At 37.6% G+C, this 21,912-nt stretch carries 19 protein-coding genes and 1 other RNA gene; 3 read left to right on the top strand and 17 right to left on the bottom strand.

Annotation, left to right across the window (positions count from 1 at the left end; all coding sequences use genetic code 11):
- Window positions 1–118: 118 nt before the first annotated feature.
- Both MHH95_RS10435 and MHH95_RS10430 read right to left on the bottom strand, forming a co-directional pair.
- A complete protein-coding gene (locus MHH95_RS10435) occupies window positions 119–1,105 on the bottom strand; it encodes a sensor domain-containing diguanylate cyclase (protein ID WP_340727484.1) in 987 nt (328 codons plus the stop codon).
- A 14-nt stretch (window positions 1,106–1,119) separates the two neighbouring features.
- Window positions 1,120–1,923 carry an alpha/beta fold hydrolase gene (locus MHH95_RS10430; RefSeq protein ID WP_340728746.1) on the bottom strand — a complete coding sequence of 268 codons (804 nt, stop codon included), beginning with the start codon at window positions 1,921–1,923 and terminating at the stop codon, window positions 1,120–1,122.
- Between the two features lie 373 nt (window positions 1,924–2,296).
- Here MHH95_RS10430 and MHH95_RS10425 point away from each other — a divergent pair, with 373 nt between their 5' ends.
- Window positions 2,297–2,764, top strand: coding sequence for a chemotaxis protein CheX (locus MHH95_RS10425; protein ID WP_340727483.1), 468 nt, complete (start codon window positions 2,297–2,299; stop codon window positions 2,762–2,764).
- Window positions 2,765–2,798: 34 nt separating this feature from the next.
- Here the strand turns inward: MHH95_RS10425 and MHH95_RS10420 are convergent, their stop codons facing one another.
- The 11 genes from MHH95_RS10420 to MHH95_RS10370 form a co-directional block, all read right to left on the bottom strand.
- Window positions 2,799–3,710 (bottom strand): hypothetical protein, encoded by a 912-nt coding sequence (locus tag MHH95_RS10420; RefSeq protein WP_340727482.1) that lies wholly within the window; start codon window positions 3,708–3,710, stop codon window positions 2,799–2,801.
- A complete protein-coding gene (locus MHH95_RS10415; RefSeq protein WP_340727481.1) occupies window positions 3,703–4,200 on the bottom strand; it encodes an RNA polymerase sigma factor in 498 nt (165 codons plus the stop codon). Before MHH95_RS10415 ends, MHH95_RS10420 begins: the two co-directional genes overlap by 8 nt.
- Before the next feature lie 364 nt (window positions 4,201–4,564).
- The gene (locus MHH95_RS10410) at window positions 4,565–6,466 is read right to left on the bottom strand and encodes an ATP-dependent DNA helicase (protein ID WP_340727480.1); all 1,902 of its coding nucleotides are present in this window, start codon (window positions 6,464–6,466) and stop codon (window positions 4,565–4,567) included.
- A gap of 182 nt (window positions 6,467–6,648) precedes the next feature.
- The gene (locus tag MHH95_RS10405; RefSeq protein WP_340727479.1) at window positions 6,649–7,788 is read right to left on the bottom strand and encodes a THUMP domain-containing class I SAM-dependent RNA methyltransferase; all 1,140 of its coding nucleotides are present in this window, start codon (window positions 7,786–7,788) and stop codon (window positions 6,649–6,651) included.
- Window positions 7,789–7,792: 4 nt separating this feature from the next.
- On the bottom strand, window positions 7,793–9,535 hold the full coding sequence (locus tag MHH95_RS10400; RefSeq protein ID WP_340727478.1) for a putative bifunctional diguanylate cyclase/phosphodiesterase: 1,743 nt from the start codon (window positions 9,533–9,535) through the stop codon (window positions 7,793–7,795).
- Between the two features lie 201 nt (window positions 9,536–9,736).
- Window positions 9,737–10,119: RNase P RNA component class B (gene rnpB / locus MHH95_RS10395), an RNA gene on the bottom strand.
- Between the two features lie 63 nt (window positions 10,120–10,182).
- Complete coding sequence (gene gpsB / locus MHH95_RS10390) at window positions 10,183–10,485, bottom strand: cell division regulator GpsB (protein ID WP_191698114.1); 303 nt, start codon at window positions 10,483–10,485, stop codon at window positions 10,183–10,185.
- 97 nt (window positions 10,486–10,582) lie between these two features.
- Window positions 10,583–11,827: a ribonuclease H-like domain-containing protein gene (locus MHH95_RS10385; protein WP_340727477.1), complete on the bottom strand. Its 1,245-nt coding sequence runs from the start codon at window positions 11,825–11,827 to the stop codon at window positions 10,583–10,585.
- Window positions 11,828–11,858: 31 nt separating this feature from the next.
- On the bottom strand, window positions 11,859–14,135 hold the full coding sequence (locus MHH95_RS10380) for a DEAD/DEAH box helicase (RefSeq protein WP_340727476.1): 2,277 nt from the start codon (window positions 14,133–14,135) through the stop codon (window positions 11,859–11,861).
- The gene (locus MHH95_RS10375; RefSeq protein ID WP_340727475.1) at window positions 14,125–14,493 is read right to left on the bottom strand and encodes a YppE family protein; all 369 of its coding nucleotides are present in this window, start codon (window positions 14,491–14,493) and stop codon (window positions 14,125–14,127) included. The genes MHH95_RS10380 and MHH95_RS10375 overlap by 11 nt, the downstream gene beginning before the upstream one ends.
- A gap of 36 nt (window positions 14,494–14,529) precedes the next feature.
- On the bottom strand, window positions 14,530–14,742 hold the full coding sequence (locus MHH95_RS10370; protein ID WP_339215792.1) for a molecular chaperone: 213 nt from the start codon (window positions 14,740–14,742) through the stop codon (window positions 14,530–14,532).
- Window positions 14,743–14,924: 182 nt separating this feature from the next.
- On the opposite strand from MHH95_RS10370, the gene recU reads away from it, so the two are divergent.
- Together recU and MHH95_RS10360 are read left to right on the top strand one after the other, a co-directional pair.
- On the top strand, window positions 14,925–15,593 hold the full coding sequence (gene recU / locus MHH95_RS10365; RefSeq protein WP_340727474.1) for a Holliday junction resolvase RecU: 669 nt from the start codon (window positions 14,925–14,927) through the stop codon (window positions 15,591–15,593).
- A gap of 1 nt (window position 15,594) precedes the next feature.
- Window positions 15,595–18,267: a PBP1A family penicillin-binding protein gene (locus MHH95_RS10360; RefSeq protein ID WP_340727473.1), complete on the top strand. Its 2,673-nt coding sequence runs from the start codon at window positions 15,595–15,597 to the stop codon at window positions 18,265–18,267.
- A gap of 488 nt (window positions 18,268–18,755) precedes the next feature.
- On the opposite strand, the gene MHH95_RS10355 is transcribed toward MHH95_RS10360, so the two are convergent.
- The 4 genes from MHH95_RS10355 to asnS all read right to left on the bottom strand — a co-directional run bounded on the left by MHH95_RS10355 (window position 18,756) and on the right by asnS (window position 21,889).
- Entirely contained in the window at window positions 18,756–19,106 is a 351-nt protein-coding gene (locus MHH95_RS10355; protein WP_340727472.1) for a YpoC family protein, read from the bottom strand.
- Window positions 19,103–19,762: an endonuclease III gene (gene nth, locus MHH95_RS10350; RefSeq protein WP_339215784.1), complete on the bottom strand. Its 660-nt coding sequence runs from the start codon at window positions 19,760–19,762 to the stop codon at window positions 19,103–19,105. Before nth ends, MHH95_RS10355 begins: the two co-directional genes overlap by 4 nt.
- Window positions 19,763–19,780: 18 nt before the next feature.
- On the bottom strand, window positions 19,781–20,509 hold the full coding sequence (locus tag MHH95_RS10345; protein ID WP_340727471.1) for a DnaD domain-containing protein: 729 nt from the start codon (window positions 20,507–20,509) through the stop codon (window positions 19,781–19,783).
- A gap of 84 nt (window positions 20,510–20,593) precedes the next feature.
- Window positions 20,594–21,889: an asparagine--tRNA ligase gene (asnS, locus tag MHH95_RS10340; protein WP_340727470.1), complete on the bottom strand. Its 1,296-nt coding sequence runs from the start codon at window positions 21,887–21,889 to the stop codon at window positions 20,594–20,596.
- Window positions 21,890–21,912 lie beyond the last annotated feature (23 nt).

The raw sequence follows: 21,912 nt of genomic DNA, 5'->3' as shown, positions 1-21,912 counted from the left end.
TAAAGCTGCACAAATGGTGTTAATGAATAAAATCCTGTATATTAATGCTAATTAGAGTGTCATTTACATTATCTTTTTCTCTCTATAAACTGAACCCGTTACCCATAAATCACAGTCTTTATAAATCCTTCCACGTTTCATATTGCATAGTACAATTACGCCCTTTACGCTTGGCTTCATAAAGTGCCTTATCTGCATGTTCAAAGATAGATATTTCGGTATCGTCTTCTTGAAAAGTAGCACACCCTATACTTACCGTCAGCCTTCCTATTGTCGGCCAAATCGTTTGCTCCAGCCTTTTATTTAGATTTTGGGCAAGTTGAAATGCTTCTTCTTCAGCAGTTTCACCTAATAATAATACAAACTCTTCCCCGCCATATCTTGCAGCTGTATCATTTTCTCGTGCCACAGTATTTAAAATCAACCCCAATTGAGCCAATACTAGATCTCCAATTGCATGGCCATGAGTATCATTGACTTGCTTAAAATGGTCAATATCCATTACAAGTAGAGAGAACGGCACACCATTTTGGCGATATTTCTCCACATACCCTGTAAGCTGCTGTTGGAAAAAGCGTCGATTCGCAATCCCCGTTAAATTATCCGTATTGGAAATTTTCGTAAGTTCCTCATTCATACTAAGTAATTGATCTTGTTTATTTTCAATTTCCTTATTAATTCGATGAAGATGCTCATAAGCGATTGTTTTTTCCTTATAAGCCTCTTCCAGCATTAATTTAGCTTGACGAACTTCACGCTCATGGTCAATCCTTTTTTTCATTGGCATAAAAACGATAGATACTAAAGCTGCATCATCCAACTGAATCTCTTTTGCATTAACTAAGCATGGAATAGTATGACCTTCTGAATTATGTGCATGAATAAACAGTTCATCTACAAAATGATAAATCGACATATTCGGATAAAGATAGGAATGAAAAATTAATTTACTGCTTGCAGAAAATAATTTTTCTATATGCTTTCCGATTAAGTCCTCACGTTTATAATTCGTCCAGTTTAAAAGTGTTTCATTTATATCCGTAATCACATATTGTAAATCCGTTTCCATATATCCACAAGGTAATTGAAATAATCGACTATCCATTTATCATTTCGCTCCTATCCTCGCTTTAAATACTGTAAAATGATTTCTGCAGTTAAATTTGGATCACTTAAATGCGGATAATGACCTCTCGTATTTAAGATTACTAATTCACTATCCGGTATATGCTCATTTAAATAGTCCCCTACTTCAATCGGGACAATGCTATCATTTGCGCATTGCAATAATAAAGTAGGTATTTGCAGTTCATCTAATTGATGACGATAATCACTAAAGAAAGTTACTTCGGCAAATTGGCGAGCAATACTAGGGTTCGTCGAAACGAAAGTTCTTTCAAGCGTTTTAGTCAAATATGAATCTTTGGACTGGTCTATTGCCATCGGGGCCATATAACTTGCCCAGCCTTCAAAATTCATTTCCATCGTCTCTAGCAGCTCTTCAATTTCACTACGGCTAAAGCCACCTATATAGCTTCCATCATTTAAATAGCATGGGGATGGGCCAATCATAATTAATTTTGAAAAATACTGTGGCTTTTTTATTGCTGCGAGCATACCAATCATAGAACTTATGGAATGCCCAATAAAAATAATATTTTTCAGATCAAAAGCTTCTATAACATCGATTACATCTTGCGCGTACCCATCTAAACTATTGTATTTTATAGAATCGTACGCTAAAATGTCCGATTTACCTGCACCGACATAATCAAATAAAATAATTTTATATGCATCCTTTAAATAAGTCGTTAAAGAATGCCATAACGATTGATCACATCCGAACCCATGACCAAATAATAATACTTGCTCCCCTTCCCCTAATATTGTCACATTATTTCTCTCTGCAATATTGATCATCATAATCTCACCTTTAAATAGTAATGACACTTAATAATATGTAATATTTTCCAACAAATTTCTATAATAACAATGAAAAAAGCGCTTTGTCAAGATGACATTGCGCTGAATAAATTTTATTTTAAGTAAAGATTTTGTGCATTATTTTGCGACATTCTTTAAAACAAAGTTTCCAATCGATAAATAAACAATTACTGTTGCTCCAACTAACGCATACAACATTTTACACACCGCCTTAACAATTGATAATAATTATCAATTTCATTATAAATCGTTTCTATTTTAGCGTCAATGCCTTTTCTTTTGGAATTTCTGTATACATACACTAAAGTAACATGGTAATATGTAGTAAAAGTCATGGTAAGGGGGAATTCATTTGAGTACTTCTAAGCATATTCAAACCATTTTGAATGGTACAATCCATTCATTAAAATCTATTATACCTGTGAATATAGATGTAAAATCTCCTTCGATTGCAACAGAACCTTATGAACAAAAAGAGATGGGTGTACTAATAGGATTAGTCGGTGATTTAAAAGGTCGTGTAATTATAGATGGATCGCCTGAAATTTTTGGTTCAATTGGCTCAGCAATGTTTGGCATGCCTTTAGAAGGCCCAATGCTGGAGTCATTTACTGGTGAGCTTGGAAATATGATTGCTGGTAATTTATGTACATATGCAGGACAATATGAATTGGAACTTGATATCACCCCTCCTACGGTGATGGTAGGACATACGAAATTATATGGGTTCCAGCAAGCATTCCAAATACCTGCATCAATAGAAGGTATTGGAGATATCATTATTCTTTATACAATTGATGATGAAGAAGAGGAAGAATAATAGACCTATCCACTGAAAAGAGTGGATAGGTTTTTTAGATAAACAATACAAACAGAATAACATTTACGATAAATATTCTTTGTATATGATGTTTCCAATTTGGTTGTTGTTTTTTTATTAAAATGTGTAAATATACAGTAGCTGAAATAAAAAAAGTAAATATTAATAACATCATCAGCAAATGATTTACACCAAGCCATTCATTCATTTGATGGATACTAATAAATGTAAGTACTAAGCAAGTTAAATTAATTATCGGTGAGTTTATTTCCTTTATTCCTCTACTTTTTGTTTTAATCGCTACATAAACAAATATTGATAATAAAATTGTCAGTAACCCAATTTTCCAGGGAGGAAAATTATTTTTTTCAATATATATATGTAACCAGTAGGTGTGAAATTGTTCATGGCTTTGTTCAGGTAATTTGAATTGCATCATTGTATTCGGATTAACAAAAAATGAGTTCCCGTTTTCACCAATCTCTTTTAAATATACAGAATCCCCGTTCTCTAATTGAAATAAATAGTTTGTTGAATTTGTATAATTCGTTAAATCCCCAGTAAACGGTGACATTTCACTATTTTTAAATAACAGCTCAATTTCATTTAATATAGCGGGATCCGTGGTAGATAATTTATCCGTATAAAAGGGTGAAGTTAAGTTGTACATACGATAAGCACGTTTACTATAAAGGTAGTAGGCTTTCGTTACTTCCCCAAGCTCGAAATTTGTTGATTGTTGCGACTGTATAGATTTAGGGGACTCTGTAATTATTTGGGAAAAAACAAATAGTAATAATCCGAAGAGCACGAGTGTTACACTATACGTAAACTTTTGCTTTTTCATGTAATCATTATTTCGCTTATTTAATTTTAAAAGTTGGCTATTCTTTGTTTCTTCATCCAGGTTTTTTCTCTGTAATGATCTTAATTTTGAATCAAGCATCTCGCTCCCCTCCTAGCAGCTCAGTAATTTTTTTCATCCCACGCTCTGTAGCATTCTTTACTTTTGCTTCATTCCATCCTAATATTTGAGCACTTTCTTTAATTGAAAATTGTTCGATTTTACGTAATACAATTGCTTCACGGTAATGGTGAGGGAGCTTTCCTAATGCTTCATAAAGCTCATACTGCTCATTTTTTGCTTGAAGCCAATGTTCGGGTGAATATGTATAGTCGATTTGTTCATGCTCATGTAGAAACGGAATAAATTTCAATAATCTTTTACGGCGAAAATGGTCGTAAACAAGATTGCGCGCAATTTTTGAGAGCCAAGTTTTTTCGCTAGATTGACCACGAAATTGGGGGTTGCCATTGATCGCCTTTAGAAAGGTTTCCTGCGTTAAATCTTTTGCCAGCTCATCATCACCAACTAAAAAATAAATAAAATGATAAATGCTATCACTATATGTGACGTACATACGTTCAATCGGCAATTTACTTCCCACCTCCTTATTCATATAGACGGACGGATATTGTTTTTGACTCACTTTATTTTAACAAAATTGAAATTTATTACAGCTCCCGAAAAAGTGGAGTTATTCAATTTAAAAATAAGCGGAAGATTTACCCTTATTTAAAAATTGCCCCTACTTTTAAGGAGAATAAGGGGAGATTTTCCGTTTATGTAATGAAAATTTGATCATTTTACGTACTTTTAAGCTTAATAAGCGGAATTTCTACCTCTATTTGGGCTTTTTTTCAATCTTAAATTAAAATAAGGGGAATTTCTCCGTCTATTTCCTTCCATAATATACACATACAAAAAACCCGTTCGAATGCTCAAACGGGTTAAAAATATTATTGTGGCTCTACTGCCAAAATGTCTACAAAGTCTGATTTTACTTTAACTTCTTCATCGTTTAATAAAATATGAATATCACCATGGTCATTCGAAGTACGAATTAAACGGCCCATTCCTTGTTGAAGACGAAGCTGCATGAATGGCAACTCAACTTCTTCAAATGGATTTTGTGCAAATGAGCGTTTCGCATCAAATAACGGATCATGCGGCGGGAATGGTAAATCGAAAATAATAACGCGTGTCAACGCTTCTTCCGGTAAATCCAAACCTTCCCATAAATGATACGAACATAATGCCTGAATTTCACCGTTCTGGAATTCACGTACAATTGCAGATAGCTCACGGTCGCCTTCGAATGCAATATTCAGTCGCGTCATTAAACCTACATTAGCTTTAAACTGATTCATCGCCTGCTTTGATTTAAACAGGATTAGCGTTTGCTTTTCATCTTTAAGAAGCTGTTCTACTTTTGCAACTTTGTCAGTTTGAGAAAGTTCATGCAAGTAAATTTTCATGACTTCTTCATAATCAAACGGTGAAGGTACACTAAAGCTCTGATATTTTTCGATTCCTAAACTCGCTACAATATAGCTGAAATCCTTTTTCACGGATAACGTTGCAGACGAGAATACAATCGGCATTTTTTTCGAGAATAATGTTTCAGATAGAACATCAGTAATAAGGCGTGGCATAATTACTAACGTTTCTTCCCCATCAGTATCCTCAAGCCAATCTACGGCATCACCCTGTGCAACGAAAATGCGCATCGCTGCTACATAATGCTCTAAAAATTCTTCAGCCATGTTGAGCTCATATTCTGGAATCATGTAAAGCTCTGATTCAAATACTAACTCTTCAAGCAGTTGGTCAACATCTGCTATAACACGCTCACCAAATTGAATTAGACGCTCTGATTTAACTATCCGTTTTCTGTCTTCCTCTGACTTAATTACATCCTCACGCAATTGGTCAAAAAACAGCTCGTGATGGTCCTGTAAATGCTCCATCGCATATAATGTACGCTCACGCACACCATCTACCATTAAGCGCTCTAGTAATTCTACAATTGTATAAGCTTGAACTTTATATGTTAATGCTTTTTGAGCAGCATATTCCAGTAAATGTCCTTCATCAAGTACCATCATCGACACTTCCGGTAATAAAGGAAGTTGCCCTTCACGTTCACGGGACTCCTTCGTCGCTAAATGTTCCATTAAAAAATCTTGGGAACAAATAATTAGGTCTGTCGATTTACGATAATGGGCACGGTGTAATGTTTGACCGCAACGATTGCGTAAATCACAAACAGCACATTGCATAATAGAATTGTAATTCACTTTTTGCCAATCTTCGTCCGTCACTAACGGGTAATCCGAACGCTCTCCATAAGGCTGTACTGCAATCATACTGCCTTGAGCATACACACCATCCGGAATTGAAAAAGCGATATCATCAATCCAGTCTTCTGTTTCATTTTTTTCCGCTTCTTCAAAACGCTTTAAACATAAATACTGATCGCGTGATTTTGCAAGACGGACATCAATTTCAAGCTCCAAAACATCGCGAAGTTTATGAATATCGCCGCCTTCTTTTACTAGCTGATCGATTAATGTTTCATCTGCACAGGCGATTAAAGCCGGTTTCCCTGTATAGCGTGCGTATGAGACAGCAGGTAATAAATAGGCAATTGTCTTCCCTGTCCCTACACCTGCTTCAGCAAATAATACGTTCTTTTCTTTTAATGCTTGTTCTATTTGGTAAGCCATAAATATTTGTTCGTCACGGCATTCAAAGCCTCGTTCTGGTAGCTCATCATATAATACGTCACCGAGCCAATCACCTAACGAATCAAAGAAAGTTTTTTCTCTTGATAGTTCAAAAGGTAAAGATTTTCTCAAATGGATGTTCCCCCTCAATATGAAGCGGAAGGAATGGGTGGCCATTCCTTCCGCAAAAACACTCTTTATAATTATAGTCAACAAAAAAAAACTTTACTCATCATTATACATCTAAATACATAAAAAAAATACTAATATGCAACAAAAAACTACATTAGTTTAGCACCAATGTAGTTTTCATATTAATTTTCACGCTTAGACTTTTGACCCCAATATTGATACAAATCTGTACGAATAAATCCGTTAAATAACTTACGCTTTTTCGTTGCTTTTTTACCGTAATGCACTTCAAATTCTTCCATTGATGACAGCATATAAACTGACCATGTTGGATAATTTTGCATCACTTGACCAAATTGGCGGAGCATTTTCTCAATTTCTTCCACTTCACCAATACGTTCTCCATAAGGTGGATTCGTTACGATAACCCCATCCGTTAGCTTCGTAGTAAAATCTGTTGCCTGCATTTGTTTGAAAGTCAACAAGTCGCCAAAGCCTGCTTCAAGAGCGTTTTCCTGAGCAATTGCTACCATTTTATGATCGATATCCGTACCGATAATATTAAGTTCCTGATCATAATTCGCTAAATTATCCGCCTCATCACGGGCCTTATCCCAAATATCCTGTTTCATCCATGGCCAAGACTCCGAAATAAATTCTCTATTATAGCCTGGTGCAATATTTTGACCAATCATTGCTGCTTCCAGTGCAATTGTTCCTGAACCACAGAATGGGTCTACAAACGGACGACTTGGCGACCATTTCGAAATTTTCACCAATGCAGCTGCAAGCGTCTCTTTTAAAGGCGCTTCACCTTGCGTCGTTCTGTATCCACGTTTATGCAAACCGACACCCGATGTATCTATTGTTAATGTTGCCACATCTTTTAAAATCGATATTTCAATTTTGAATGTTGGTCCCGATTCATCTAAAAATCCTAATCGCTTGTAGGCTAATTTCAGACGTTCAACTATTGCTTTTTTCGTAATGGCCTGACAGTCAGGTACACTAAACAACGTCGACTTAACTGACTTACCGGAAACCGGGAAATTTGCATCCACTGGTAAATATTTTTCCCACTGAACGGATTTTACCCCTTCAAATAATTGGTCGAATGTTCTTGCCGGAAATTGTGCAACGACGATTTTCACACGGTCTGCTACACGTAACCATAAATTCGTGCGGGCAATCGCCATCTCGTCTCCTTCAAAATACACTTTACCGTTTTCTACCTGTGTTTCATATCCTAATTCACGTACTTCTTCTGCTACGATTGCTTCCAAGCCCATCGCTGCTGTTGCTACTAATTTAAATTTTGTCATGCTTTTAAATCCTTCCTTGATGCTCGACTTCCCAAAAATGAATGAAGTCAATTAATTCTTCCATTGGCAATGGTCTACTGTAGTAATACCCTTGAATAAAATCACAGCCCATTGACTTTAATAGCTCAACTTGTTGGCTCGTTTCAACGCCTTCAGCAACGACTTTCATTTGCAGGCGGTGAGCCATTTGAATAATTGCATCGACAATAGCCTGTTTGTCATCCAGTGAGCAAATATGTTGAATGAAGCTGCGGTCGATTTTTAAAACATCTAACGGGAAACGCACTAAATAACTTAATGAAGAATAGCCTGTCCCAAAATCGTCAATTGATAGCTTAAACCCTAATTGTTTCAGCTTAACTAATTTACTAACCGTCTCCTGTGCACTATTCATAACTGTGCGCTCTGTCACTTCGATTTCGAAGCATTGGGCAGATGTATTATTTCTTTCTAAAATTGTTTGGACTGATTCTAAAAAGCTTTGCTGTTGGAAATGAATACTTGATACATTAATTGCAATCGGAATTTTAGGATATCCTGCTGCAACTAATTTTTGGTTCCCTTCACATGCCAAATCAAAAATAATTTCACTTAAAGGAATGATTAAGCCCGATTCTTCGGCATGTTCGATGAATTCTGCAGGTGAAACGAAGCCGAGTTTTTCACTATTCCAACGGACTAGGGCCTCTATGCCGACAATGTCATTTGTAACTGTATTAATTTTCGGCTGGTAGGCGAGTGTAAATTCACGATTTTCAATTGCTTTGCGTAATTCACTATCCAACATTAATACTCGGTTTGAATCAGTTTTTAATTCTTCAAAGTAAAAGGAGAAACAATTTCGCCCATTTTCCTTAGAGTAAGACATCGCACGGTCAGCACGATTTAATAGTTGCTCTGTTGTCATACCGTCCTCAGGATAAATACTGATACCCATACTCGTCGAAACATAGATATCCTGATCGTGGATTTTAATCGGTATCTCGAAAGCCCTGATCACTTCTTCAGCAAATTTCGCCGCTTCTCTCGGATGTTGAATGTTAGCCAAAGTAATGACAAACTCATCCCCGCCAAAACGAGCTAAAACATCCTTGTTTTTAAGCAAGCTATTTACACGTCTTGCTACTTCCACTAATAGTTGATCACCAATAGCATGTCCAAGTGTATCGTTTACTTGCTTAAAGCGATCCAAATCCATGAAAAGAACAGCATGTTGTATCGGCTGTACTTTTTTTGAGGACATTTCCAGCAGAACTTTCATTCGTTCGATAAATGCGAAACGATTACATACATCTGTCAATGAATCATGCAGCGCTCTTTTTTCAAGCTCATCTTCAACAATTTTCCGTTCAGATAAATCCGTAAAAATACCACAATAATTTGTAACTTCACCAAATTCATCTTTAATTTCTATTATTGTCAGCCATTCAGGGTATAATTCACCTGTTTTGCGTCTGTTCCAAATTTCGCCTTGCCAAATTCCGTCTCTCTCGATTTGGTCCCACATATCAATATAAAAAATTCTGTCATGTACGCCGGATTGTAAAATTGAAGGTTTTTCCCCTTGGACTTCCTCTAATTTATAACCCGTTACAAATTCAAAAGCAGCATTAATCGATAAAATCTTTTTAAACTTATCAGTTATCATTATACCTTCAGCAATATTTTCAAAAACCTTTTCAATTAATTCTTTTGAAAAATGAGACAATAATAGCTCTTGTACATTTGGTTTATTTGATTCATTCAATACAACTCACCCTTATTTCCTTATAGAACAATAATTCATTTATCCTGTATAGACTTCAATGTATGTACTAAGTTTGAAGTAATGACTTCTAACTTTTGGTGTTGAATCTTTATTTTGCCAATTTTACTGATTTTATCTACTAAGAAAGGCTCTCCAAAAGAAATGGAGAGCCTTATTACATGTTTAAGAAAAGCATCAATAATCAATAAGCCATGTTTTGTTCCTAAGTACTCAAACAGCTTTCGCCTCGTACGACTAGGTAGTAATCATCTATCTACGGCCAAAATGACCGTCCCTCCATCCGTTCAATTCCTTCTGGAGAGTGCCCCTACCATAATTTGGGTTTCTCACTCATGGGGTTTACCTCGTTCCACCTTACAGCTTTCACTGTAAGCTCCGTCACTGTGGCACTTTCAGGAAGTTTCGTCCATATCTAAAAGACTTAGGAGTTCCTTCCGCCGTCAAGAGAAGCTCTCTTGCCTTACCTTATTTTTTCAGTAAGCACGAACACTACGGGCGTCTCAGCACCGTGTGAGCATGGACTTTCCTCTACGATAATGAAATCGCAGCGATTACTCGAATATTGATGTATACCTAAATTATACTTTATACTTTTAAAAAATACAATATTGCTATAAATAGTTTAACTATTCGTATAGTTTGCTCCCAAAAACATGCTTTTCTAAATTAGAAAGGCGTTTTAAAATATCAAAATTTGTACTATTAGCTGTCGGTGGTGGTGCAACAACAGATGATTTACGTGTAGAGTTAGTCAACTCCTGCTTCAAACGTTCATTTTCCTCTGTTAATGAAGCTATTTTGGCTGTAAATGAATCATAATCTTCACGAATCAAATCTAAAAATTGATCTACCTCGTCCACATTATAGCCTTTCATGCTTTTTTTGAATTCTTTTTCTAATATATAGTCAGCTGTTAATTTAATATCCATTATTCATCGTCCTTCCGTCACGCAACTTCTTTATCTTATTATAGCATAGGTCAGACGTTTCTTACGAATACATGTTTTAAACAAAATGAAAATTTTTTCAGCGTTTGTTCACATTATTTTTGTTCATTTTAATATCTAATCGGCCGAGCCTTTTTTGCCAATTTCTCTGCTTGTTTAGCAGCTGCGTTTCATTTCTAAATGAAATTTGCTGTAACAATTCAAGCCCTTTTTCCGAAAAGGCCATCGCTTGTTCATAATCTTTTAGCTGATGTTCATATAAAATTGCCAACTGCTCATACGCCTGTAACTTTTTTTCACGGGGAATTGTCGGCAATGCCGAGTGGAAAGATTCAATTGCTAAATTAATTTCTCCAACTCGCTTTAATTCATAAGCTAAATAAAAATGAGCATAGCCTGTTTCTTCGGTATTGAAGTGTTTTGTCACTGCCTGCAATATTTCCGCACTTGTTTGTCGTTTTTTTAAGTCGCCAAACCACTTTCCAATGTTCGTATACGTAGTAGCAGATTCGGTCGAAATCGCATCAAACAACAAATTAGTCGAATGAATGTACAAAGTAATAAGAGAAAGTAAATCCCATTCATTATGCAACAGAACTTTCATTAGTGTTTCGGCATTGCCGCTTTTTATCGCATCAAAATAAATGATCGGCGCTAAATGCCCTGGAATATCGCCTTTCCGGAAAAATCCAAGCTTATCCTGCTCTACTTGTGTGAGCTTCATTCGCGCTAAGTCATCTTTCCATAGTCGCTTCGTACTATGCAATAGATCAATTTGACGCTGCGTTTTTAACGGTGGCAAATGCTGTTTGTTTAACGTCCAGCGCACTTGCAGCTGTGGCCAATCGAAACTTTTCCCATTATAGGAAACAACCGTCATATTTTTCTGCCATAATTTCGATTCAAAAAGGAAAGCTACTTCGTTTGATGGGTCTGACAATACGTATTGAGTAAGAGTAAATTGTTCCTCCTCCTCATCAAATTGTAGAAAACCTAATAAAAAGATATGTGTCCCAGCCCCTTTAAGACCGGTCGTTTCCGTATCGAAAAATACAATCGTCTCCTGCTCATTAATTGCAAAAGGATGGTCATCAGCTTCATATTTCCACCGTTTCAGTGCATTAAAAATTTCGCCAAGTCTATAATCACCGTGCTTATAATCAAGGGGATAGCGTACTTCCCTTTTAAAAAGCATACCAAATTCATTTTCAACCACCTGAAGTCCGGCCTGCTGCCACTGTTCACTATAAAATGGGGGGTCCGGTTTTATGAAGGCAGGCTTTTCTTGTTTTTGCCCTGTATTTTTACTAAGCAGCTTTTTCATTTGTAGGAGCTTATTTTCATACGACATGTCTTCACATCATTTCACTTATTAAAATATCCAAAACTTTTAAAACTTGTTTCTTGCTTTCTCCTAAACTATCTTGTGCCCCGATACACGATGGACAACCTTGCTGACATGGACAGTTCGTCACATGTTGGGCAGTTCGTTCAAGTAAGGAAAGCAATATGTCATAAACACGTTCACTTAAACCGATACCACCAGGATAGCTATCATAAATAAACAATGTCGGCTTTTCGTTGTGTACTGCCTTTACTTGAGGGACAACCGACACATCCGATCGGTCACAATGAATGAAGAGCGGGATAAAACTCCCCATTGCATAGGCTGCACCGGTTAAAGCATCCGTTAACTGCTCCTCAGTCCAATTATAAGGCAATTCAAAGCTCATCCATGTTGCATTTGTATGCATTTCCATTGGTGGAATCGATATCGGACCTGAGCCGATATTATCATGTGTATTAAATCGAATTTTTTTGAAAATGGTTGGAATCGCTAAAATGCTGACATCCCCAAAACTTACAGTAGCATTTTTAAAAGGTGCAGATTTATCTTCGCTTAATACTTTTAACTCGACAGCTAAATTAGCATCGGTGAAGTAATCGACATCCACTTCACGAACAAATGCTTTTTTCTCTTCCCAATCCAATTTTTCGACTTGGAACTGGATCCCTTGATGTATATAAATCGCTTCCTCATGCAAAAGTGTCATTGCACTATACGTATCCATTTCCCCGATGACCTTTGTATTTGCCGGTGTTGAAATATCAATGATTACGACATTTTCTTGTGCAGCTGAGCGTAATGATATTTCATGGGCCGGAAATCTGTCACTCATCCAATGCCATTTCGTACTTGTACGTACGAGTACACCTTCGTCTTCTAAATAGGCGAGTAATTCCTGTACTTCAAATTCTCCATAATTATCATTCATTGAAAAAGGAAGTTCAAATGCAGCACATTTCAAATGCTCCATTAATATGAGAATGTTCTCAGGATTAATACGCGCTTCTTCTGGGGAACTCCCTAGTAAATAGCTAGGATTTTGTACGACATATTGATCCAATGCTGTAGATTGGGCAACATAGACAATAAGTGCCTCATCCTGACGTCTCCCTGCCCGTCCTGCCTGCTGCCATGCACTGGCAATGTTGCCCGGGTATCCTGTCATTATGCAAGCTTGCAATTGACCTATATCTACACCAAGTTCAAGTGCATTTGTGCTGACAACCATTTGAATCGAACCGGATCGTAAACCTTTTTCTATTTCACGTCGCTCACTCGGTAAATAGCCTCCCCGGTATCCTTGAATGGACTCATCCATTATTTTTTTCGATGTTAGCGATTTTAAATAGGTTACAAGCATTTCGACACGAACTCTTGATTTGGCGAATATAATCGTTTGAATACCTGCTTCAAACAAACGCTTGGAAATGTCACGTACCTCCAATACCGCGCTACGTCTAACTCCAAATGTCGGATGTACGATTGGTGGATTATAAAAAATAAAAGTTTTCTTTCCTACAGGTGCTCCTGATTTCTCTATAAGTACATGCTCACTATTAGTCAAACTTTCTGCAAGCTCTTTCGGGTTTTTTATTGTCGCACTTGTACAAATAAAAATCGGCTTGCTTCCATAAAATTCGCAAATACGTAGAAGCCTTCTTATAACGTGTGCAACATGTGAACCGAAAACGCCTTTGTACGTATGTAATTCATCAATAACAATGTACTTTAAGTTTTCAAAAAGCGAAACCCATTTCGTATGATGCGGTAAAATACCCGAATGCAGCATATCTGGATTGGTCATCACAATATGCCCGGCTTTTCTTATTTTTTGACGTATACCGGGTGCAGTATCTCCATCGTATGTGTAGCTTAAAATATCTTCTTCCATTAATTCAATCAGTTCATTTAAATCCGATTTTTGATCCTGGGCAAGCGCTTTTGTCGGGAACAAATAAATCGCTCGGCTCGAAGGATCTTCCAAAATTTTCTGGAGAACAGGTAAATGATAACAATAAGACTTCCCTGAAGCGGTCGGTGTAATAGCAGTAAAATTCTTTTGCTGTTCGGCATAATCAAAAGCCTGGCGTTGATGTAAATAAAGCTGATGAATGCCGCGTCCATGCAGAGCCTTTACGATTGACGGATGTAAGTTTGATGGAAATTCCGCATACTGAGCCTGTTTTTCTTCAATTGTATGCATTGCGACAATATTTTGTTTCATTTCCTCATCATATTGCCATTCCTCAACAAGCTGAGTAATCGTTTTTTTCTTACTGAACATCGTCTTCACCTTCCTCAATCTTGGAAACGAGAAGCTTTAATGTATATTGTGCAGATTGAATCGACTGGATAAAGCGTTTTTTACTAGTCCCTTTATAAAAAGACTGTACAACAAATTGCTCCATCGCATCTGCTGCGTGGTCAATTTGCTGTACATATAAATTTTTAGGATACGTGCTTTTAATCCAATGTGCCGCAAGTTGCTGCCATTCCTGAATACGTGTATGGACGATATCAACATGGGGCTTGACGTCATTAAAGAAGTCAGGCTCCATGTCCAAACGCCGCATTTCCTGGAAACGTTGTAAACACGCTTCACATTCATCTATTAATATATAAGTTTCTTCTAATAATCGCATAAAAAGCACCTCAAATAATTTCGTCTGTATTATCGTTTAGTGTATCAAATTCTCATCGATAGTACTACTTATATGCGAACACGTATTCTTTACTTGACTCTTGATTTCTGCTAAGCTAACTTTTTGAGAAACCGAAATTAAATTTGTTAAATGATCGATCTTCATCCTTAATTGTTCACGTTCCATTTGCAATGTTAATAACGTTTCTGCCATTTCAACTTGTTCTATTAAGCGTGATAATTTCGACATATAATGCCCCCTTTTCACAATGATTCTTGCTTTTTTTGTAGAATCCTTGTCATGTGGCAAAAATAGTGTTTATTCGGCAAAAGATGTTATAATTTGCATAGTTTTTTTTAAAATTATTAACGAGTACACTGTTTATGATACACTATTAAAGTATTATTTCTGCTAGGAAAGAAGGTGATTCCATGGTCATTCGTTATCCAAATGGAAAGCTCTATCAAAGTGCGCCTAAGTTGGAAAGTACACAAGACCCTGCTGAACATTCAACGGTTGCCAAAGATGCAAAAAAAAGGGCCATTTCCTACAGTAACCGTGGAAAAAGCTTAGAAGATGACTTAAATGAAACAAATTTGTTTTATTTACAAAGGAAATTGGCAAATATACACAAGAAACCTGTTCCGATTCAAATCGTCAAAGTAGATTATCCGGCAAGAAGTGCTGCGGTTATTAAAGAAGCTTACTTCCGCACCCCTTCCACAACGGATTATAATGGCGTCTGGAATGGTTATTATATCGACTTTGAAGCAAAGGAAACTGATAATAAAACATCCTTCCCATTAAAAAACATCCACCCTCACCAAATGACTCATATGGAATCGGTGACAAATCAACGAGGAATTGCATTTTTCATCATACGGTTTAGTTCATTAAATCGAAATTTTGTCATGCCTTATAATGTTGTAGCCAATGTATTTAAAAAAATGCATGAGGGTGGCAGAAAATCAATACCATTAACCGTTTTCGAGCAACAGGCTATCGAAATTAACGAAGGCTATTTACCAAGGCTCGATTATTTAGATGCGGTTAAAAAGTTAATCGCAAACGGGAATGTTTGTGAAAGTGAGGAGAACTAACGTGACGGAAAAAAGAAAAACGCGCGAGGAAATTAAACGCGAACGTCAAAAAAATAACAGATCGAAAAAATCAAAATCAAAAACATCGGCTGGCAACTGGGTTAAGCGTATTGTAATGGCAATCGTTCTAATCGGTGCTTTAGGCTTTTTAAGCGGTGCCGCACTATTTGGCTATTATGTAAGTAAGGCACCTGAATTAGACGAAGAATTACTGAAAGATCCTATTTCATCTGAATTTTACGATGTAAATGGTGAATTATTCGCTACAATCGGAGCAGAAAAACGTAATTTTGTAAAATACGAAGATATTCCTCAGCAAATGATTGATGCGATTATCGCAACTGAAGATGCACGATTCTTTGAACACTTCGGAATTGACTTCTGGCGTTTAGGTGGTGCTGTCATTGCCAACGTCCGGGACGGATTCGGGGCTCAGGGTGCAAGTACGATTACACAGCAAGTTGTTAAAAACTCATTCTTTACAAATGAGAAAAAGCTGGAACGTAAAGCACAGGAGGCTTGGCTTGCGATTCAATTAGAGCGTAAATATAGTAAAGAAGAAATTTTTGAAATGTACTTTAATAAAGTACTAATGTCCGGCAGAATTCATGGTTTCGGTACAGCAGCTAAAGAATTTTACGGAAAAGAACTAAGTGAATTGACGTTAGCTGAGTCTGCTCAATTAGCAGGTATGCCGCAAAGCCCGAACAATTTCAATCCATACAAAAAACCGGACCGTGCTAAAAAACGCCGTAATATCGTGCTATCACTTATGGTTCAGCACGGTAAAATTTCCGAAGCAGAGGCTCAAGAAGCAATAGCCGCTCCTGTAACAGGAGGTTTAATTCCTGAGGAAGATCGTGTCGCAAACAGCACTACAAAATATCCTGCCTTTTTGGATGTGGTGATGTCTGAAATAGAAAAAAACGGCGATGGTGAACTGCTTTCAGAAGGAATTAAAGTATATACAACACTTGATCCGAAAGCACAAGCAATTGTAGAAGATCGAATGAACAATGACAGTAACTTCCCTACTGAAAAAATCGAGGCGGGCGTTGCAGTTATTGATACACAAACAGGTGAAGTTCGCGCGATCGGTGGAGGTCGTCATTATACAGGATTTAACTTTAACTACGCAGATGATTTAATAGATCGTCAGCCCGGTTCGACATTAAAGCCTTTAATTGATTATGGTCCAGCTTTTGAATATTTAAAATGGTCAACAGGTCAAACAACGGTCGATGAAAAAATGACTTACAGCGGTTCAGATCAAGTTATCGGAAACTGGGACGGGAAATATTTAGGAACAATGACTGTACGTCAAGCACTTTATACGTCACGTAATATCCCAGCCATTAAAACATTCCGTGAAGTCGGTCCAGAACGTGCACAGCAATTTTTATCAAACTTAGGCATTAAATCAAAAGGACTGACGGAATCAGAAGCAATTGGTGGTGGTAGTACAACTATTTCGCCGATTCAACTGGCCGCTTCCTATGCCGCATTCGGTAATAATGGTATTTACAATGATGCCCATTCTATTAATAAAATTGTATTCCGTGATGGTAAAACATCAAAATCATATAAGCCTGAATCAAAGCCTGCCATGAGCGATTATACAGCTTATATGGTAACTGATATTTTACGCGACGTAGTAAGTAACAAAAATAATGCATCTGCACCACGCGCTAGCGTTTCAGGCGTTGATATTGCAGGTAAAACAGGTACGACAAATTACGATTCCGATGAATTCAAAAAATATAATCTGAAAAGCAGTTCCGTACCGGATACATGGTTTGCCGGCTATACAACAAACTATTCAATCGCCATTTGGGGCGGTTATTCCAAACGTAAGGATGCTATTACGACATGGGAAGAGCGATGGTTGCCACAAACTTTGTTTAAATCAATCATGACAGATTTAAATCAGCATAATCCATCATCAACATTTAAACAGCCAAGTTCTGTTGTGTCGGCTTCGATAGTAATTGGGTCCAACCCATTAAAATTGGCCAATGAATATACACCTGCAAATCAGCGTACTACAGAGTTATTTGTCAAAGGAACAGAGCCTACTGAATATACAGAGGAATTTGTCCCTCAAACATTGGAAGCACCAACTGGCTTACAGGCGACATTCAACGAAGTAGCTCAGCTTGCAGATGTAACTTGGTCACACCCATCACAAAATGCTGAAGATGGGGACGCACAAGATCCAGTCACATATGAAGTATCAATGGCAGTAGATGGCGGTTCTGCAACTGTTCTATCAGTTTCAGGCGCAACTTCTATACAAGTACCAAATATAGAACGTGGAAAAGAATATCTATTTACAGTCACAGCCATTTCCGGTGATCTACGGAGTGACCCTGCTGCTGTAACATTATTCGTCCCGGGATCCCCAGAGCCAGAAGAGCCTGAGGAGCCAAATGAAGAAGTGGAAAATCCAGGTAGCCCTGAGAACCCTTCACTGCCAAACAATGGGAATGGAAACAACAACGGCAATCAGAATCCAGGTAATGGTAATGGAAATAACGGGAATGGTAATGGGAACGGAAATGGCAATACTGTAGAGCCAGAGTCCCCAAATCCTGAAACATCACCACCGAATCAGCCTACCCCTCCTCAACCAGGCGGTGGCGAAACGAATCCTGAAGATTCAGATGACGATTAAATAATACAAATTTTAAGAGCTACCCATTATTTCATAATAATAGGTAGCTCTTTTCAGATTGTCGACAAAAGGTCTCGAGAGACCTTTTGTCTTATTATTATAAATTTTTACTAGATGCTTAGCAGGAATAAGTTGTTCATGTTCATTGATTTAAATTGATTACTAGTCATCGTAGATATCGTATCTCACTTTATTTAAAGCGATGAATAAGTTGATTGGAGTGGAGGGACCGTGACTCCACCGGGAAACGCACGCGCGGAAGATCCACTAAATTGTGCCTGCCGTTGTAGGCACAATTTAGTTAGCTGGAGCCGTGCCCGGGGAAAGCATCGGTCCCGGAATGGAAATCAACGGTTTTGATTAGTTAACTTTATTTTAATAAAAAAGACTGTAGGCAAACCCGAATTTCTTCGAGTTTGTCTACAGTCTGTAAAGAGCTACCCATTATTTCATAATAATAGGTAGCTCTTTTTTTCGATATATTATGTTTATTTTTTCAGTCTTAATCGGGCACAGCGCTTTTTCGTTTCTTTAAAAAGCTCATCCAGCTGTCTATAACATGCATATTGACCCGGACGCATTTTAACAAACTGCAGGCGCTCCATGCCATTAATTGGCATAAGCTCGTACACATTTTGCTGAGAGAATACTGTATTTTCCGTTATTGAACTAGTCATAAGAAATCCTTCAAAAAGTTCGATCCCTTTTTGCATAAATTGTATAGCCGAACCGTCACGACGTTCATGGGCATTATGAATATCTTCACGTATCGCTTCCCACTCTTCATACCAGCGATCGACTATTTCTTTTGAAATGGCTTCTGTATTCACTAATATCATACTTTCACCAAGCCTTTTTTCAAGCGCTTTTGTCCTTCACGACAATCATCCAGCAGTGGACATGTCCCACAGCCCGGATTTTGCGCTTTACAATGATAGCGTCCAAAGAATATGATTTGATGATGAGCACGGCTCCATCGGTCCATCGGTGTTTTTTTCATTATCATTTCTTCAACTTCCAGCACGCTGTCTTTCCAACGACAAAGACCTAATCGTTTAGAAACACGCTCTACATGTGTATCAACTGCCAATGCGGGAATATCAAATGCAACGGATAATACAACATTTGCCGTTTTACGTCCGACACCAGGCAATGTAACTAGCTCTTCACGCGTAGCTGGCACTTCACCACCATATTCATTTAAAAGACGTGCACACAACAATTGAATATTCTTTGCTTTATTTCGATATAGTCCGATCGAGCGAATATCATTTTGAAGTTCCTCTAATGGGACATTTAAATAATCTTGAGGTGTTTTGTATTTTTGAAATAATTGTTTCGTCACTTTATTCACGAGCACATCGGTACATTGCGCAGATAATAATGTAGCGATTGTCAGCTCAAATGGATTGTCATGCACTAATTCACAATGCGCATCAGGATACATTCGGTCCATCTCGTCTAAGAAGTGATTCCATTTCACTTTTGTTAACATAGTAAATTAAGCGCCCTCCTATTCTCGCTCCTCTAACCAATTATAAAATGAGACTTTTTTCGTTTGCTGAGTTTCCTGTTGTTTTAACGCCTGGGTAGATGATGGTTGCATCGTATTTTTACGGTATTGCTCACTATGCTTTTCAATCTGTGCTAGCGTCTTTATATTACGCTTTTTCCATTCGATTAAAATACGATCAATATAACGCAAATTAACTTTATCTGCGAGTACCGCTTCCTTTAATGCTGCTTTAATAATTTCCGGACTGTGTTGGTCCAAGTCCATCCACATACCGATCGTTTCAATTTCCATCGGTGAAAGTAAACGCCCCAACTCCTGCTCAAACAACTGGAAAATCTTCGCCTCGTCCAATTTTGTGGCAGACGTATGCTGCTGTTGCTCTTTAGATTGCAACAAATCCAAAAGCCGCTCCCATAATGGATAGATTGAATATTTTTCGGTAATTCGTCCGGATTCATCTGTACTTTGAGAAATTTCGACACAGCCTTTTTGCATTAAGCGCTGCAAAATCTGAGAAATGGCCGTTAACTGAAAATTGGTCCTTTGCATTAAATCATTCGGCGTCGGAAAATCGATTCCCTCTTGTTCAAAGCTTAGTAAATGTAGAACAATCAATGCTTCATCATCTTGGATGTTCAACTCGCTATAATGTTTAAAAAATAATTGTGGAATAGTAACTTGTAATTGCTCCGTCCAAACGCGGATTCGATTAAAATTTGTTGACATTGCTGAATCCCCCTTTGTTCGCTCGTAACGACAAAACGCCCGGTTATATTCCGGACGCTTTCTCATAGATAAGATATAAATTGTTTATGGATATAAACGGTTTAATAAACGTGGGAATGGAATCGCTTCACGGATATGTTCAGTTCCGGAAATCCATGCTACTGTACGCTCTAAACCTAAGCCGAAGCCTGAGTGAGGTACTGCACCTTGTTTACATAAATCTAAATACCATGCATACGCATCCAATGATAAGTTATGTTCTTCCAAACGGGATTTCATTAACTCATAATCGTAAATACGTTCAGAACCACCGATAATTTCACCATAGCCTTCAGGAGCGATTAAGTCTGCACATAATACGACATCATCACGTTCTGGGTGTGGCTGCATGTAGAATGGTTTAATACCGATTGGGTAGCAAGTGATAAATACAGGCTTGTCATAATGGTTGGCAATTGCTGTTTCGTGTGGTGCACCAAAATCGTCACCCCACTGAATATCATCAAAGCCTTGCTCATGTAAAAACTCAATTGCTTCATCATATGAAATACGTGGGAATGGAGCTTTCACATTTTCCAATTTTGATGTGTCGCGGCCAAGACGCTCTAAATCAAGCTTACAGTTTTTCAGAACAGATTGTACGATATGTGACACGTATTGCTCTTGTACTTCTAAACTTTCATCATGCTCGACAAATGCCATTTCAGGCTCAATCATCCAGAACTCGATTAAGTGACGGCGTGTTTTTGACTTTTCTGCACGGAAAGTCGGACCGAACGAGAATACTTTTCCTAATGCCATTGCAGCAGCTTCCATATAAAGCTGACCTGATTGAGATAGGAATGCATCTTCATCGAAATATTTAGTATGGAATAGCTCTGACGTTCCTTCTGGTGAAGAACCAGTTAAGATTGGCGGATCCATTTTTGTAAAGCCATTTTCATTAAAGAATTCATATGTAGCACGAATAATTTCATTACGTACTTTCATAATGGCATGCTGCTTACGAGAACGTAACCATAAGTGACGGTTGTCCATTAAAAATTCTGTTCCGTGCTCTTTTGGTGTAATCGGATAGTCATTTGCTGCGCTAATTACTTCAATACCTGTAACATTCAATTCTGCACCGAAAGATGAACGTTCATCTGCCTTTACTTCCCCAATTACGTACAGTGATGTTTCTTGTGTCATACCCTTTGCTACTGCGAATAGTTCTTCGCCAACTTCCGCTTTCACGACAACCCCTTGTGCAAAACCTGAGCCATCACGTAATTGTAAGAAAGCTAATTTACCGCTTGAACGTTTATTTGCTAACCAAGCTCCGATTTTTACTGTTTCGCCAATATTATTTGGCATATCTTTAATCATAATTTTCTTCATAAAGTCCTCCAAAAGTTAAGCTA

Origin of the sequence: Solibacillus sp. FSL K6-4121 (genome assembly GCF_038002585.1) — a bacterium.
Lineage (GTDB): Bacteria > Bacillota > Bacilli > Bacillales_A > Planococcaceae > Solibacillus > Solibacillus faecavium.
The sequence above is the reverse complement of the archived record's forward strand: the minus strand, read 5'-3'. Positions and strand labels throughout refer to the sequence as shown.

Excerpts from the sequence above, each read along its gene's own strand:
- recU (WP_340727474.1), top strand. The coding sequence starts at position 14,925 with ATGGTCATTCGTTATCCAAATGGAAAGCTCTATCAAAGTGCGCCTAAG.
- MHH95_RS10375 (WP_340727475.1), bottom strand. The coding sequence starts at position 14,493 with ATGCGATTATTAGAAGAAACTTATATATTAATAGATGAATGTGAAGCG.
- MHH95_RS10385 (WP_340727477.1), bottom strand. The coding sequence starts at position 11,827 with ATGAAAAAGCTGCTTAGTAAAAATACAGGGCAAAAACAAGAAAAGCCT.
- MHH95_RS10345 (WP_340727471.1), bottom strand. The coding sequence starts at position 20,509 with ATGTCAACAAATTTTAATCGAATCCGCGTTTGGACGGAGCAATTACAA.
- MHH95_RS10370 (WP_339215792.1), bottom strand. The coding sequence starts at position 14,742 with ATGTCGAAATTATCACGCTTAATAGAACAAGTTGAAATGGCAGAAACG.
- MHH95_RS10420 (WP_340727482.1), bottom strand. The coding sequence starts at position 3,710 with ATGCTTGATTCAAAATTAAGATCATTACAGAGAAAAAACCTGGATGAA.
- gpsB (WP_191698114.1), bottom strand. The coding sequence starts at position 10,485 with ATGGATATTAAATTAACAGCTGACTATATATTAGAAAAAGAATTCAAA.
- MHH95_RS10405 (WP_340727479.1), bottom strand. The coding sequence starts at position 7,788 with ATGACAAAATTTAAATTAGTAGCAACAGCAGCGATGGGCTTGGAAGCA.
- nth (WP_339215784.1), bottom strand. The coding sequence starts at position 19,762 with ATGTTAACAAAAGTGAAATGGAATCACTTCTTAGACGAGATGGACCGA.
- MHH95_RS10355 (WP_340727472.1), bottom strand. The coding sequence starts at position 19,106 with ATGATATTAGTGAATACAGAAGCCATTTCAAAAGAAATAGTCGATCGC.
- MHH95_RS10435 (WP_340727484.1), bottom strand. The coding sequence starts at position 1,105 with ATGGATAGTCGATTATTTCAATTACCTTGTGGATATATGGAAACGGAT.
- MHH95_RS10430 (WP_340728746.1), bottom strand. The coding sequence starts at position 1,923 with ATGATGATCAATATTGCAGAGAGAAATAATGTGACAATATTAGGGGAA.
- asnS (WP_340727470.1), bottom strand. The coding sequence starts at position 21,889 with ATGAAGAAAATTATGATTAAAGATATGCCAAATAATATTGGCGAAACA.
- MHH95_RS10380 (WP_340727476.1), bottom strand. The coding sequence starts at position 14,135 with ATGTTCAGTAAGAAAAAAACGATTACTCAGCTTGTTGAGGAATGGCAA.